The sequence below is a fragment of the Deinococcus sp. KSM4-11 genome, from assembly GCF_004801415.1.
GTDB lineage: Bacteria > Deinococcota > Deinococci > Deinococcales > Deinococcaceae > Deinococcus.
The window spans coordinates 1-14,246 of record NZ_SSNX01000012.1; the positions used below are offsets into that span (position 1 = coordinate 1).

Genomic DNA, 14,246 nt, shown 5'->3' on the forward strand with positions numbered 1-14,246 from the left:
CCAAGGTAGATGTCGCGAGTTCGAATCTCGTCTCCCGCTCCACCCCCCCACCCCATCTCGTAAGAGGTGGGGTGATTTCATGTGCCCTACTTGATCCGAATTTCAGCCGGATCGAACGTGATCTTCGGATATTTCGGGTTCATGTCCATCAGGGTATCGAGCAGGATCTGGCTGATGACCAGGTCGCGGTACCACTTGTGGTCGGCCGGAATGACATACCACGGAGCGTCGCTGGTGCTTGTGGTCAAGGCGTCCTGATAGGCGCTCGTGAACTGTGACCAGTGGTCGCGATCCTTCAAATCGCCGGGGTTGAATTTCCAGTGTTTGCCCGGTTCGTCCAGCCGATCCTGCAAGCGCTGTTTCTGTTCGTCGGGGCTGATGTGCAGATAAAACTTCAGGATGCGGGTGCCATTGCCGCTGAGGAGGGCCTCGAAGTGCCTGATGTGCTGCAGGCGGGCCTTGGCTGTCTTGCCGTCAATCATGTCGTACACGCGCGTGACCAGCACATCCTCGTAGTGGCTGCGGTTGAAGACGCCGATCATGCCCTTGCCGGGCGCCTGGGCGTGGATGCGCCACAGGAAATCGTGCGCGAGTTCCTCCTCGTTCGGCACCTTGAAACTGGAGATGTGCAGGCCATTGGGATTGAACGAGCCGACCACGTGTTTCACGACGCCGTCCTTACCGCCGGCATCCCGCGCCTGCAGGACGATCAACAGCGACTGCTGGCGCTCGGCGTACAGGCGTTCCTGCCAGTCGAAAAGCTTGTCCTGCAATTCCTTGGTGAGCAGCTTGGCGTCCTTCTCGTCCAGGCCGCCATCCTCGTCTGTCGCCCACTGGGCGAGCTTGATCTTCTTGCCTTCCTTCACGCGGTACGCGTCGGTTTTCATTCCCTGGAGGCTACCACCCCGGCTGTGACGGCGTGGACGCGCTCAGCGAGTTCTTCCCACTCGATGGCCGTCTGCCGGCCCGCGTCGAATTCGGCATTGAGGGCCGCGTGCAGGGAGCGCAGTCCCGGGTTGTCCTTGCTGACCTTAATGCCGGTCTGCTGCCTGATCAGGAAGACCAGGCCCGCGAGCCCGCTGTCCCGGGTCAGCGACAGGTCGAGTGGGCGCCCGAGCAGGCTGGGCACGTCGAACGGCGCGTACATGGGCCAAAACTTGTTCAGGCCGTCCGCGTGGATGCCCGCCCTGGTTCTGTGCGCGTCGCGGCCATACAGCGGATACTTGGTGGGCACGCCCTGACCCAGCGCCTCGTAGAGGTCGGCCAGGGCGTTCAGGGCCGTGAAGTCCGGCGGGTCGATCAGGCCCAGGCCGGTCAGGTGCAGCAGCACCCCTTCCAGCGGGGCATTGCCCGTGCGTTCGCCCTTGCCGAGCAGGGTGCCGTTGATCGTGGTGCAGCCTGCCAGGACGGCCGCCAGGGAATTCGCCACGACGAGATGCGTATCGTTGTGGGGGTGGAATTCCAGCCGCTCGCCTGGAATGCCCGCGTCCAGCAGGGCGCGCACCTGAGCGGGCACGCTGCGGGGCCACGCCGCGCCCTCCCACGGCAGGCCCAGGCCCATGGTGTCGCAGATGCGGAATTTGGGCGCTTGTGCCTCCGGATACGCAGCCGCGAGGGCCTGCACGGCGGCCACGAAGGGCAGGACGAACTCGCGGGGGGCGCGGGTGGCATCTTCCAGATGCAGGCGTGGCCGCAGACCGGCGTCGAGAACCGCGTGTACGGCGTCCAGATAGGTGCGGGCTGCCTGGGCGCGGCCACCCGGCGTGAACTTGTGGAAGGTGTGGTAATCGCTGGCGCTGGCCAGCATGCCGGTTTCCTGCACGCCCAGTCCGGCCACCAGCTCGGCATCCCCCCGGGTCGCGCGGATCCAGGTGGTTGGCTCGACGGGATGCCCGCTGCGCCAGCGTTCCAGGGCACCCTCCAGGATGGCGCGGTCGGCGGGGCGGTACACGAAGAACTCGGCCTGCCGGATCGCCCCGGTGCTTCCGGTGAAGGCGCCCATCCGCTCGTAGATGGCGAGGCCGACCTCGGTGGTGAGCGGCAGGCCGCCCTGCTGGCCGTCGCGGTGAGTGGTCTCGGTCGTCCACGCGCGGGCGGGGAGCGTGGCGGGCCGCTCGTCCCAGATGATCTGCGGGAAGGCGTCGGGTGGAAAGGCGGCCGGGAACAGGTTGGGCAGCGCACTGTCCGGGACGGGCGGAACAGGATGGGAAGTCATGCAGGCATGCTGACCCCGTATACATGTATCGTCAATCTTGATTGGAGAATCAATGTTACGCTGGAGTGGTGACCGACGTGACCTTCCTCACGGCCTCCGAGGCGACCGCGCGGCTGGGCGTGAAGGCGGCCACCCTGTACGCTTACGTCTCGCGTGGCCTGATCCGCAGCGAGGCCGGGCCAAGCGGCACGCGTGAGCGCCGGTACCACGCCGGGGACGTGCAGACCCTGCTGGCCCGGCAGGGTCTGCGCCGTGACCCGGAAGGAGGCGTTCAGGACGCGGTGGGCGGCGCACTGGACTGGGGCACTCCCGTGCTCGACAGCGCCCTGACCCGGATCGCGGACAGTCGCCTGACCTACCGAGGCCACGACGCCCTGGCCCTGGCCGAGACCCTGGGCGTGGAGCAGGTGGCCGCCCTGCTGTGGGCCGACGATCCCGACGCCTGGGCGGCCCTGCCCCTGCGCGCCCGCCTGAACCTCAGTGCCCACCCGCGGGCCGGAACACCTCTGGAAGCGTTCGCATACGCCCTGACGCACGCGGGTGCCCATGACCTGACGGCGCTCGATGTCCGCCCGCAGGCCGGGCCAGTGCAGGCCGCCCGCGTCCTGAATCTGCTGTACGCCACGCTGGAACGGCACGAGGGCGTCCCGCCTGCGCCGGATCTTCCGCTCCATGCCCGGCTGGCCCGCGCGTGGGGCGTGCCCGGTCAGGCCGATCTGCTGCGCCGCGCCCTGGTGCTGCTCGCCGACCACGAGCTGAACGTCAGCACCTTCACGGCGCGGGTGGCCGCGAGCGGCGGGGCCAGCCTGCACCATGTGACCCTGGCCGCCCTGGGAGCCTTGCAGGGGCCGAAACACGGTCTGGCTGCCCTCGCCGCCGCCGACCTGCTCACCCATGCAGAGAGGAGTGGCGCCCGCACCGCCCTGCGAGAGGCCACGCGCCGTCACGGCCACCCGCCGGGTTTCGGGCACCGCCTCTACCCAGCTGGCGATCCACGCGCGAAAGCGCTGCTGGACGTCTTGGAGACTCAGGAGGAGCCGGGCGAGGTCGTCCGCACAGCTGGCGCAGTCCGCCTGATGATGGTGCAGGAGACGGGCGAGCAGGCCAACGTCGATCTGGCCCTGGCCGCGCTGGTCATGGCCCTGGGGCAGCCCCCGGAGGCGGCGGTGACCCTCTTCGCGCTGGCCCGCGCTGTCGGCTGGCTGGCGCACGCGCTGGAAACGCTGGGCAGCGGCCGCCTGATCCGGCCCCGCGCGCGGTATGTGGGCCGCTGAAAGTCAGGTCAGTCGGCGGCCACCGGACGTGCCCCGGACGGCGTGCCCCGGACCAGGGCGAAGGCCTTGCCGCCCAGCAGAGCCACCAGTGCAGCCCCCGCCAGGGCGATGCCCAGCGCGGCCGGGAGGCCCACGTGCCGCGCCACGAACCCGATCACGGGCGGCCCCAGCAGGAAGCCGCCGTAGCCGATGGCGGCCACCAGCGCGATCCCCCGTCCGGCCAGGGCGTGTCCGGCCGTGCCGTACATAACGGGCACCACGTTGCTCAGGCCGATGCCCGAGAGCGCGAAGCCCAGGGTGGCGGGCACTGGGTCGCGCCACAGCAGGGCCAGCCCCATGCCCAGGGCGGTCGTGAGCGCTCCGACCCGCACGATGCGCTCGTCACCCAGGCGTGCCCGGCCCATGTCCCCGAACCAGCGGCCGAGGGTCATGGTGGCCACGAAGGCCGTGTAGCCGATCCCGGCCGCGCCACCCGCCAGCCCCAGCACATCCCGGAAGTACAGGGCGGTCCAGTCGTAGTTCGCGGCCTCGGAGAGCATGCCCAGGAAGCACATGGCGCCCAGCAGCAGCACGGCCACGCTGAACAGCGGGGCGGGCTTGGCGGGTGTGCCGTCGTGGTGGTGGGTGGGCGCGGCGGGCGGATCCGGGATCAGGAAGCGCATGGCGTACAGTCCGGCGGCGACCGTTCCGACCACCACGATCAGCGCGTGCGTGAGCATGGGCACGCGTCCGATCAGCAGGGTGCCCAGCGCCGCGCCCAGCAGGCCGCCGAGGCTGAAGTACGCGTGCAGGCGGCTGATGATCGGGCGCCCCAGGGCCTGTTCGACGGTGACGCCCTGCGCGTTCATGGCGACGTCCATCACGCCGTTCGCGGCCCCCAGCAGCGCGAGGCCGAGGATCAGAGTCCACAGGTTCACAGCCAGCAGGGGCAGCAGCAGCGAGAGCAGGAACAGGACGGTGGCCACGCGCGTGACCCGGTCGCTGCCCCAGCGCGACGTCCAGCGCCCCACCTGGCTCATGGCCAGCACGCCGCCGACACCGCTGGCCAGCAGGGCCAGACCGATCTGCGAGGCGTCCAGGTGCAGGTCGTCGCGGACGCCGGGGATGTTCACGGCCCAGGTGGCGAAGACCATGCCGTTCACCAGGAAGATCGCCCCGACGGCGCGGCGGGCGGCCTCGGCCTGCATCCGAGAGGCGGGAGTGGTGGACAGCGCGGTCGTCATGGGTACCTCACGGAGCGGGGAAGGAAGAGGAGATCACTGGACTGAATCGTTTCAGATCCGCTGTCCATACGGTAGCATTCCGGTATGCCCCCCGCCAAGCCATCTGCGCCGTCGACCGCACCCCCGCCCCGGGGGGGACGGATCACGCTCCGCGAGGTGGCCCGCGCCCTGGGTGTGTCGGTCGCCACCGTGAGCAACGCCTATAACCGGCCCGATCAGCTCTCCGAGGAACTGCGGGAGCGCATCCTGGAGACCGCCCGCACCCTCGGCTACCGTGGCCCCGATCCCCTGGCGCGCAGCCTGCGCCGGGGCCGGACCGGCGTGATCGGCGTGGTGTACGACGCGCCGCTGGAATACGCCTTCGCCGACCCGGCCGCCGCCCTGTTCCTCGGCAGCGTCACTCACGCCATTCAGGACCGGGCGCTCAACCTGCTGCTGCTCGCCAGCCCGGAGGATGTCATGCCGGTGCGGAGTGCCAGCGTGGACGCCTTCATCGTGTACTGCGCCGCCGAGAACAGCGACCTGCTGCGCGCGGTGCTCGACCGGGGCCTGCCGACCGTCCTGGTCGACCAGTACGCCCACCCGCAGGCCGTGCAGATCGGCATCGACGACGCCGGTGGCGCGCGCGAGGCCGCCCGGCACCTGCGCGACCTGGGGCACGAGCACATCGGCATCGTGTGTCTGGAACTCGGCCCAGAACGCCACAGCGGGCCGGTCACGCCCGAGCGTGAGCGCGCCGTCTCGTACCGCACGACCGCCGAACGCCTGCACGGGTACCGCTCCGGGGCCCAGGGGGCCGTGCTGTACCCCGTCGAGACCGAACAGAACACCCCGCAGGAGGGCGAGACCCGCGCGCTGGAGCTGCTCGCCGCCCACCCGGACATCACCGGCCTGCTGTGCATGAGCGACGTGCTTGCCCAGGGCGCCCTGCGCGCCGCCAAAACGCTGGGACGAAGCGTGCCGGACGACCTGAGCATCATCGGCTACGACGACCTGCCCAGCAGCACCACCTTCAACCTGACGACCGTGTGGCAGCCCACCACCGACAAGGGCCGTCACGTGGGCGAGGCGCTCCTGGATCTGCTGAGCGGCTCCGCTGCCGAGAACGTCACCCTCCCCACCCGGCTGGTGGTGCGGGGCACCACCGCGCCCGGCCCCAGAACCCGCTGACGCCCGCTGGATGCCCGACGGCAGGGAAGAAAGGTGTCAGATCCTCCCCGGTACGCTGGGCGTGGAGGGCTGTCATCCATTCCCGACCCCGGAGCCGGCCCTGCTCAGGTCATCCGGAGGCCGCCCATGACAGCACCCGAGCGACGACGGGCCAGCGCGCCCCCCATTCCCCGCCCAGGGGTGGCCAGCGACGCCGCGCTCGATGACCTGCGCCGCCGCCTGTACATCGGGATCAGCGTCTTGGGCATCGGGATCCAGGCGGCCATGTGGATCCTGAACCTGCATCGCGACGCGCCGGATCCAGTCACCACCTACACGAACCCGCTGTTCACGGTGCTGTCGTCCTGGGTGATCTGGTGGATGGCCCGCCGCCGGCCGGTCGAGATCGTGAACTGGGTGGGCCTCTCGGCCTGCGGGCTGGTGATCATCCTGCGCGCCGTGATCACGCCCCTGATGGGCGGCGCCGACCTGACCACTTCGTTGCAGGATCTGTACTGGCTGTTGGTCATCGTGTCGATCATCGCCTTCCTGACCGTCGACTACCGCCGCGCCATGCTCGTGACGGCGGGCTTCTACGTGTCGGGCACGCTGTTGCCCTGGGGCGTGCTGCTGCTGGACGGCGCGACACTCTCTGCTCCTGCTCGGCTGGCGCAGGGGCAACTGCTGTGCGGCATCGTCCTGATCACGCTGTGCAGCCTGGCGTGGTACCGCGAGCACTTCCAGCGCGGCCGGGAGGAACTGCAGCTCACGCAGCGGCTGGCCTCGACGGACGCCCTGACCGGCCTGCACAACCGTCATGCCCTGTACCCCCTGATCGAGGCCGTCCTGCACGCTGACCATGGCGAGGCCAGCGGAACGGAGGGCCGGTCAGGGAACCTGCGAGGCAGCCTGCTCTTGATCGACATCGATCACTTCAAGCGCATCAACGACCGCCTGGGCCACAACGTGGGCGACGACGTCCTGCGGCTGGTGGCCGTCACCCTGAAGCACCACCTGCGCGGCGACGACATCGTGGGCCGCTGGGGAGGCGAGGAATACCTGGTGGCGCTGCCCGGCGTGACCTACCAGGACGCGCTGGTCGTTGCGGAACGCCTGCGCCACGGCGTTCAGCGCTCCGGGTACCCGGCCGGTGTGGACGTGACCATCAGTGTGGGCCTGACCGAACTGCGCGGCGGCGACACCCTGAGGGGCAGCGTGGCCCGCGCCGACACGGCCCTGTATGAGGCCAAGCGCCAGGGCCGCAACCGCGTGCAGCACGTCCAGGACACGCCCCCCGTCCCGGCCCAGGGCTGGCCGACGACCGCCTCGGGCGATTGAGGCTCAGGCGTTCAGGTGCCCTGCGGGCCGGTCAACTTCAGAGCCGCCGCGTGCAGCATCCGCACGCCGGTCTCCAGGCTGGTTTCATCCAGCGTGAAGCGCGGGTGGTGGTGCGGCCAGCGGCTGTCGGCGTCGTCGCTGCCGGAACCCACGTTGAAGTACGCGCCCGGCGCCTTCTCCAGGTAGGCGCTGAAGTCCTCGCCGCCCATGGTGGGTTTCGCGTCCTGGAAGTGCTCCGCGCCCACGGTCTCCAGCGCGATGTCCTTGAGCTGCGCCGCGACCCAGTCCGTGTTGATCAGCGGGCGGTACCCGAACTCGTAGCGCAGGTCGTAGGTCGCGCCGTGCGCCTCGCAGACCCCCTTGACCACCCGCTCAATGAGCTTCGGGGCCTGCTCGCGCAGGGCCGGGTCGAAGGTGCGCACGGTGCCCATCAGCTGCGCGGTGTCGGGGATGACGTTGTGCGTGGTGCCGCTGCGGAAGTACGTGATGCTGATCACCAGCGCGTCCTGCGCGCCCACATGCCGGCTCACGACATGCTGGAGGTTCGTGACGACCTGCGCGCCCACCGCGATCGGGTCGACCGCCTCTTCCGGGTGAGCGCCGTGCCCGCCGCGCCCCTTGATGGTCAGTTCCAGCATGTCCGGCGCCGCCATGAACGCGCCGGGCTTGACCGCCACCATTCCGGCCGGCAGCTGGCTGTTCAGGTGCAGGCCCGTGACCACGTCCACGCCGTCCATCAGGTCGGTCTCCATGACGAGTTCCTCGGCGCCGCCCGGCCCGATCTCCTCGGCGTGCTGGAAGATCATGCGGACTTCACCGGGAACGTCCTGGGGGTGCTCGGACAGCAGTTTCGCAGTGCCCAGCAGGATCGCAGTATGCCCGTCATGGCCGCAGGCATGCATGACCCCCTCGTTCTTCGACGCGAACTCGAAGGTGTTCTCCTCGTGGATGGGCAACGCGTCGATGTCCGCGCGCAGCAGCACGGTGCGGCCCGGCTTTCCGCCCTTTAAGGTCGCCAGCACGCTCGTCGCAGTCGGCCGGGTGACCGTCAGGCCCGGCATCTTCTTCAGCTCGGCTTCAATGAACGCGGCCGTCTGGTGCTCGTGGAAGCCCACCTCGGGGTTCATGTGCAGGTGCCGTCGCCATGCCACCAGCTGCTCGCGCAGGCTGCTGATCCTGTCCTGGGTTGCCGTCATGCCCCAGCCTAGCGCCTGACCTGCGCGCCCGTCCGCCGCGCTGGCCCCAGTCCGACCACGCGGGACGTGCCACACTCGGGCCCATGACCGACGCCCGCGAACAGGCCGCCGCCGACGCCACTGACGCCGCGCAGGAACTGGAGGTCGCCGCCCGGCACCTGCGCACGGCCGCCGCCCACCTGCGCGCGGGCGAGGTGCCCCGCTACGCCGCCCACCTGCTTGCCGGGCGCGGCCACCTGCTGAACGCGTCGTCCACGCTGGACGCCCTGGCGGTCGCACACGCCGCCCGCAGCCACCCGGAACCACTGATCGAGTGACGGGAACCCTGCCCGACGACCCCTCGTATTCCCCGACATGAAGACGTCACGCACCGCCGCGAGGAGCGGCACCCTCGGCAAGATCCTCGTGTACGCGCCAATCGTGCTGGAAGTCCTGAATCTAGTACGCCGCTCGCAGGCCGCCAAGCGCGGCCGCTACGCCAAGGCCCGTCGGCGCGACCGCGCCCTGGACGGCCTGCTGGGCTTCGCCACGCGCGCCGTGGGCGGCAAGACGCGCAAGCGCGGCTGGTTCTGAACCACAAGAAGCCCTTAAGCGCGCGCTGACCACTTCCCGGTCGGCTCGCGCTTAACGTGGGCGGATGCCCCGCAAACCGCCGATCAAGCTGCCCACGCCCGAATCCCGCCGCGTCGGTTTTGCCATCGTCGGCCTGGGCAAACTGAGTGTGGAGCAGCTCATCCCAGCCGTGCGCACCAGCCAGGAAGGTTACGTGGCCGCGCTGGTTACCAGCGAGCCGGACAAGGGCGTGGAATTCGCCCGGGCGCTCGGCCTGAAGGACAGCGACGTGTACACCTACGAGGGCTTCGAGGGCCTCGCAGACCGCGCCGACGTGGAGGCCGTGTACATCGTGCTGCCGAACAGCCTGCACCGCGAGTTCATCACGCGCGCCGCGAAGATGGGCAAGCATGTCCTGAGCGAGAAACCGCTGGGCATGAACGCGAAGGACGCGCAGAAGATCGTCCAGGCCTGCCACAAGGCCGGCGTGCTCCTGATGACCGCGTACCGCTGCCAGTACAGCCCGCACCACTGGGCCGCCCGCGACGCCGTGCAGGGCGCGCAGCTCGGCGCGGTGAAGCTGCTGGACTCGATTCACGTGCAGGTCGAGGACGACCCCACCGTCTGGCGTCTCCAGAAGGAACTCGCCGGGGGCGGGCCGCTGCCGGACGTGGGCATCTACAGCGTGAACACGCTGCGCTTCGTGACCGGCCAGGAACCCGAGTGGGTGTTCGCCACGCTGCACCAGCCGAAAAAGGACAAACGCTTCCGGGAAGTCGAGGAGTCCGTGTCGTTCATGTTGGGCTTCCCGGATGGCGTGACGGCCAACGTGCACACCAGTTACGGCGCGTTCAAGACCGACACCCTGCGCGTCATGGGCGACCGGGGCAACCTGCTGATGGATCCGGCCTTCACGTACGAGGGCCTGAAGCTCTCCATCGAGACCAAAGACGGCACCATGACGCCCAGCTTTCCCGCGTACGACCAGTTCGGCCTGGAGTTCGACCATTTCGCCCAGCGTGTCCGGGATGGCAAACAGCCCTGGACGCCGGGCGAGGAGGCCGTGCAGGATCACGTGATCATGGACGCCATCTACGAGAGCGCCCACACCGGCAAGGTCATCCAGTTGAAGGCGGTGAAGAAGAAGGACGCCTTCCGGGGCACGCGACCCACGCTGCCCAGCGCCGAGGGCTGACCTGTAGCATTCCGCGCACCGGCCCTCCCACGCGGCCCGTAGAGTCGACCCTATGGATTTACGCTCGGGACGGGCTTTCTGGCCCCTGACCAATGGTCTCATGCACACCTACCCGCCCCTGCACGCCGATGAGCGGGCGGACGTGCTGGTCATCGGGGCCGGCATCACCGGGGCGCTGCTGGCCGACGCGCTGAGAGCAGCCGGATTCGACACGGTCGTCCTCGACCGGCGGGACGCCGCCACCGGCAGCACCAGCGCGAGCACGGCCCTGTTGCAGTACGAGATCGACACGAACCTCGTCGACCTGATTCCCATGATCGGGCAGTCGGGCGCCGAGCGCGCGTACCAGTTGTGCCGCGACTCCATCGACGCCATCCGCGCCCTGACGGCCACCCTGCCGGACGACTGCGGCTTCAAGGAGCGCGGCAGCCTGTACTACGCCAGCAACCGCAAGGACGCCCGCGTGCTGGAGCGCGAGCGTGCAGCGCGCCAGGCCGCTGGTCTGAAGGTCGACCTGCTCGACCACCGGGATCTCAAGGCCCGCTACGGCATCAGCGCGCCGAACGCCCTGTTCAGCCCGGACGGCGCCGAGGTCGATCCGTACCGCCTCGCACAGCACCTGCTGTGGCGGGCGCAGGAACGCGGGGCGCGCGTGTACGACCGCACCACCGTGGAGCGGCTCGACGAGGGCCGCACCGACTTCACGGCACACACGGATCGCGGAGCGAAGGTTCACGCGAAGTACGTGATCGTCGCCACCGGCTACGAGGCCGAAACCTTCCTCGGCCGGCGGCTCGCGCAGCTGAAGAACTCGTACGCCCTGGCGACCGAGCCGGTGGGCCGCGAGCCCTGGACTGGGGCGTGCCTGATCTGGGAGACGGCCCGCCCGTACCTGTACGCCCGCACCACCGCCGACGGCCGCGTGGTGGTGGGCGGCGAGGACGATCCTTTCAACAGTCCTGCCAAGCGAGAGCGTTCCCTGCCCGCCAAGCAGCGCCGCCTGGAGAGAAAACTGGAACGGCTGCTGCCGGATCTGGAGCTGGAGGTCGCCTTCGCATGGGCCGGAACCTTCGGTGAAACGAAGGACGGTCTGGCGTACATCGGGCCGAAGACCACGGGCTCGCGCCTGCTGTTCGCGCTCGGCTACGGCGGGAACGGCATCACGTACTCCGTCCAGGCGGCGCGGATGCTCACCGCATATGTGCAGGGGCGGCCCGATCCGGACATGGAGATCTTTAGCCTGAACCGCTGAGCCTGGGGCTGATGGCTCTCAGTGCCCGCTGGTGACCTTCAGGCCGATGATCGCCACGACCATAAGGGTCAGGAAGGCCAGCCGGGCCGGAGTCACGGCCTCCTGAAAGAGCACGATGCCCAGAAGGGCGGCTCCGACCGCACCGATCCCCACCCACACGCCGTACGCCGTGCCGATGGGCAGGGTCTTCACGGCCAGTCCCAGCAGCGCGACACTGCCCAGCATGCTCAGACCAGTCAGGAGCGTGGGCAGCGGACGGGTGAATCCCGCCGTGTACTTCAGGCCAATGGCCCAGCCGACTTCCAGCAGGCCCGCGACAACCAGGATGATCCATGCCATAGAGCACCTCCTGCGCCGTCTTGTCGTGACCGGGTACGGCGGTGCTCTCGTCCGGGCAGCCCCTGGGGCCACGGGAACCAGTGTGCCAGGGCCGGAGCTGAGCAGGGTAAGCAACGTGTCAAGGCCTGCCTACACTCCGGGTTCAGTCCCGGCGGTACACCTTGAAGCGCGCGGCGAGGTCGAAGGTCGTGCAGGCGGCCTCGCCGGCGCGCAGGGGAGACGCGCACACGGTGAGCCTGCCGCCCGTACTGATCATGTCCGGCGTGAAGCCCACGGCCACCTGATCCAGCCGGCCGAAGCTGCCGCTCAATTCCACCGCTCCGTAATCGGCCGAGGTCACCGCGCGGTGCAGGGGGTCGACGCCGGGGTTCACCAGCGGCGCGATCGGCAGCCAGCGGCCCTGGCCCCGGCTGTCCGTGGCGTGCAGCGTGGCCGACACGCGTGGGATCAGGAAGAAGGTGCGCTTTCCGGGCCAGCGTTGCCGGAGGGCCAGGGGAAGCCGCAGCGTGCACTGCGGGTACGTTTCGTCGGCCAGCAGGAAATTCTGGCGCACGGACTTGAAGTACGTGTCCGCGCAGCTCAGCGTGATCTTCTCGCGCGGCACCTCGACCGTCGTGCTGACCGGCGCGGGCGCGGGTGCCTGGGCGAAGGAAGGTGACAGGCTCAGAACCAGCAGTGCGGCCGCTCTTTTCATGGCGCCTCCAGCAGATCCACGCCGACGTGGTCGTCAGCGGGCGAGTACGTGCAGGTGAAGTCCAGTAGACGGCCATCCGGGCGGCCCAGTTGCCCATCCCAGCGCTTGCCGTCGGCCGTGGCCGTGATGCCGGCGGCCGCGTCGGTCAGGGCGGGAAAGCGCAACTCGTCGGCCGGCCAGGGGAGTGTCGCCGCGACCGCCACTCGGCAGCGGGAGACGAGTCCGGCCGTGGTGATTCCTCCCAGGGCGTCATCGAGAACAGGCGCGGGCGTGACGGGCCGCAGGGCCAGCACCACCGCGATCACGATGACCGGCACGAACGGCACTGCCCAGCGAACGGGCCACCACGCGGGGCGTGGACTCAGGGCGGCACGCACCTCGCGGCGGTAGGCGAGGGCCGCCAGATCCTGCCGGGTTCGCTCGCTGGCGGCCTGCCGGGCCTGGAGGGCCGCCACCTCCTCCGCCTCGATCCGGCGGCGTTCCTCCTCGCTGAGCATACTCAGGAGAGTACGAGCCTCACCGGAGCCGAGCGTCCACTAAAAGGGGGAGATGCTGGCGGTGCCACGCCTGCGACCTCGGCGGCCGTCAGGCCAGCGTAGACCGCAGCGTGGGGCTTTCCGTCAGAGCGGAGTACACGAAGGTACGCAGGTCATCGCGCACCCGATCCGGCGACAGGAGCAGCTGCGTCATGAAGATCACGGCCAGATCCTCGGTCGGATCGACCCAGAAGTACGTGCCAGCCGCGCCTCCCCAGTAGAAGTCGCCGGCGTTCCCGAGCCGCAGGCTCCGGGCCGGGTCGAGGGTGACGGCAAAGCCCAGTCCGAAGCCCACGCCCGCCGAGCCGGTCTCGGACGCGGCGATGGCGGAGCGGGCCAGGCTGGCGATGTCCGCGCCGCCGGGCAGGTGGTTGCGGGTCATGAGTTCCAGCGTCTTCGGGCCGACCAGCCGCGCGCCGTCCAGTTCACCGCCGCGCAGCAACATGCGACAGAAGCGCAGGTAGTCGGCGGCCGTGGAGACCAGGCCACCGCCCCCCGAGACGAAGTGCGGTGGCGCCAGGTACGGACTGGTGGCCCGGGGGTCGTAGAGCACACGTCCCTGGGGAGTCAGCGCGTAGCACGGCATGAAGCGCCCGGCCTTGGCTGCGGGCACGAAGAAGTCCGTGTCCACCATGCCCAGCGGCTCCAGGATGCGCTCCCGCACGAAGTCCTCGAACGGCTGTCCCGCAACCCTACCGACCACGGCGCCCAGGACGTCGGTGGCGAAGGAGTAATGCCACGCCTCGCCGGGCGCGTACTCCAGCGGCAGGTCGGCCAGCGCGGTGATCATGCCGTCCAGCGTGGTGGTCGTGCCCAGGCCCAGGGTGCGGTACGCCGCGTCGAGGCGTCCACCCTGCTGGATGTGGTAGCTCAGGCCCGCCGTGTGCCGCAGCAGATCGACCATCAGCATGGGCCGGCGCGGCGGCTCGGTCGTGAAGCGGCCCAGCTCGCCGCCCGTCCACACGCCCAGCTCCGTCCACTCGGGAATCACGCTGCTGACGGGATCGCCCAGCGCGACCCGGCCCTCCTCGACCAGCATCATGAAGGCCAGACTCGTGATGGGCTTGGTCATGGAATAGATCCGGAAGATGGCGTCGCCCTGCAGGGGCACCCCGGCCTCCACGTCTGCGAACCCCTGCACGTTCTGGTGCACGATCTCCCCCCGGCGGTACACCAGGGTCAGGGCGTTGGGGAGGATGCCCGTGTCGAGGTACGCGGCCTTCACGTGCGCTTCCCAGGCGTTCAGGCGCTCTGACGAGATTCCGGCGGTCGTGGTCATGGGC

Annotated in this window: 15 protein-coding genes and 1 riboswitch; of the genes, 7 read left to right on the top strand and 8 right to left on the bottom strand. The window is 69.5% G+C overall.

The window, feature by feature from the left end:
- Nucleotides 1–86: 86 nt before the first annotated feature.
- Nucleotides 87–887, bottom strand: coding sequence for a polyphosphate kinase 2 family protein (locus E7T09_RS21235; RefSeq protein ID WP_136391213.1), 801 nt, complete (start codon nucleotides 885–887; stop codon nucleotides 87–89).
- Nucleotides 884–2,215, bottom strand: a complete 1,332-nt coding sequence (locus E7T09_RS21240; RefSeq protein ID WP_136391214.1) for a pyruvate carboxyltransferase — start codon at nucleotides 2,213–2,215, stop codon at nucleotides 884–886. The genes E7T09_RS21235 and E7T09_RS21240 overlap by 4 nt, the downstream gene beginning before the upstream one ends.
- A gap of 68 nt (nucleotides 2,216–2,283) precedes the next feature.
- Between E7T09_RS21240 and E7T09_RS21245 the strand changes: the two genes are divergently transcribed.
- Nucleotides 2,284–3,489 carry a citrate/2-methylcitrate synthase gene (locus tag E7T09_RS21245; protein ID WP_136391215.1) on the top strand — a complete coding sequence of 402 codons (1,206 nt, stop codon included), beginning with the start codon at nucleotides 2,284–2,286 and terminating at the stop codon, nucleotides 3,487–3,489.
- 8 nt (nucleotides 3,490–3,497) lie between these two features.
- Here E7T09_RS21245 and E7T09_RS21250 read toward each other — a convergent pair whose 3' ends face one another.
- Nucleotides 3,498–4,712 (bottom strand): MFS transporter, encoded by a 1,215-nt coding sequence (locus E7T09_RS21250; RefSeq protein ID WP_136391216.1) that lies wholly within the window; start codon nucleotides 4,710–4,712, stop codon nucleotides 3,498–3,500.
- Nucleotides 4,713–4,796: 84 nt separating this feature from the next.
- Between E7T09_RS21250 and E7T09_RS21255 the strand changes: the two genes are divergently transcribed.
- Together E7T09_RS21255 and E7T09_RS21260 are read left to right on the top strand one after the other, a co-directional pair.
- Nucleotides 4,797–5,882 (top strand): substrate-binding domain-containing protein, encoded by a 1,086-nt coding sequence (locus tag E7T09_RS21255; RefSeq protein ID WP_136391217.1) that lies wholly within the window; start codon nucleotides 4,797–4,799, stop codon nucleotides 5,880–5,882.
- A gap of 126 nt (nucleotides 5,883–6,008) precedes the next feature.
- Nucleotides 6,009–7,199 carry a diguanylate cyclase gene (locus E7T09_RS21260; RefSeq protein ID WP_136391218.1) on the top strand — a complete coding sequence of 397 codons (1,191 nt, stop codon included), beginning with the start codon at nucleotides 6,009–6,011 and terminating at the stop codon, nucleotides 7,197–7,199.
- 11 nt (nucleotides 7,200–7,210) lie between these two features.
- On the opposite strand, the gene E7T09_RS21265 is transcribed toward E7T09_RS21260, so the two are convergent.
- Nucleotides 7,211–8,395 carry a M20 family metallopeptidase gene (locus E7T09_RS21265; protein WP_136391219.1) on the bottom strand — a complete coding sequence of 395 codons (1,185 nt, stop codon included), beginning with the start codon at nucleotides 8,393–8,395 and terminating at the stop codon, nucleotides 7,211–7,213.
- Between the two features lie 83 nt (nucleotides 8,396–8,478).
- Here E7T09_RS21265 and E7T09_RS21270 point away from each other — a divergent pair, with 83 nt between their 5' ends.
- The 4 genes from E7T09_RS21270 to E7T09_RS21285 all read left to right on the top strand — a co-directional run bounded on the left by E7T09_RS21270 (nucleotide 8,479) and on the right by E7T09_RS21285 (nucleotide 11,394).
- On the top strand, nucleotides 8,479–8,712 hold the full coding sequence (locus E7T09_RS21270) for a hypothetical protein (RefSeq protein WP_136391220.1): 234 nt from the start codon (nucleotides 8,479–8,481) through the stop codon (nucleotides 8,710–8,712).
- A 37-nt stretch (nucleotides 8,713–8,749) separates the two neighbouring features.
- The gene (locus tag E7T09_RS21275; protein ID WP_136391221.1) at nucleotides 8,750–8,968 is read left to right on the top strand and encodes a hypothetical protein; all 219 of its coding nucleotides are present in this window, start codon (nucleotides 8,750–8,752) and stop codon (nucleotides 8,966–8,968) included.
- 64 nt (nucleotides 8,969–9,032) lie between these two features.
- A complete protein-coding gene (locus tag E7T09_RS21280) occupies nucleotides 9,033–10,142 on the top strand; it encodes a Gfo/Idh/MocA family protein (RefSeq protein WP_136391222.1) in 1,110 nt (369 codons plus the stop codon).
- 52 nt (nucleotides 10,143–10,194) lie between these two features.
- On the top strand, nucleotides 10,195–11,394 hold the full coding sequence (locus tag E7T09_RS21285; protein ID WP_136391223.1) for an FAD-binding oxidoreductase: 1,200 nt from the start codon (nucleotides 10,195–10,197) through the stop codon (nucleotides 11,392–11,394).
- An 18-nt stretch (nucleotides 11,395–11,412) separates the two neighbouring features.
- On the opposite strand, the gene sugE is transcribed toward E7T09_RS21285, so the two are convergent.
- From sugE to E7T09_RS21305, 4 genes are all read right to left on the bottom strand, one after another.
- Entirely contained in the window at nucleotides 11,413–11,733 is a 321-nt protein-coding gene (sugE, locus tag E7T09_RS21290) for a quaternary ammonium compound efflux SMR transporter SugE (protein ID WP_136391224.1), read from the bottom strand.
- 9 nt (nucleotides 11,734–11,742) lie between these two features.
- Nucleotides 11,743–11,808: riboswitch (guanidine-III (ykkC-III) riboswitch) on the bottom strand.
- Between the two features lie 67 nt (nucleotides 11,809–11,875).
- Nucleotides 11,876–12,427 carry a hypothetical protein gene (locus E7T09_RS21295; RefSeq protein ID WP_136391225.1) on the bottom strand — a complete coding sequence of 184 codons (552 nt, stop codon included), beginning with the start codon at nucleotides 12,425–12,427 and terminating at the stop codon, nucleotides 11,876–11,878.
- A complete protein-coding gene (locus E7T09_RS21300; RefSeq protein ID WP_136391226.1) occupies nucleotides 12,424–12,924 on the bottom strand; it encodes a hypothetical protein in 501 nt (166 codons plus the stop codon). Before E7T09_RS21300 ends, E7T09_RS21295 begins: the two co-directional genes overlap by 4 nt.
- Before the next feature lie 88 nt (nucleotides 12,925–13,012).
- Nucleotides 13,013–14,242, bottom strand: a complete 1,230-nt coding sequence (locus E7T09_RS21305) for a serine hydrolase (RefSeq protein WP_136391227.1) — start codon at nucleotides 14,240–14,242, stop codon at nucleotides 13,013–13,015.
- Between the last annotated feature and the right edge of the window lie 4 nt (nucleotides 14,243–14,246).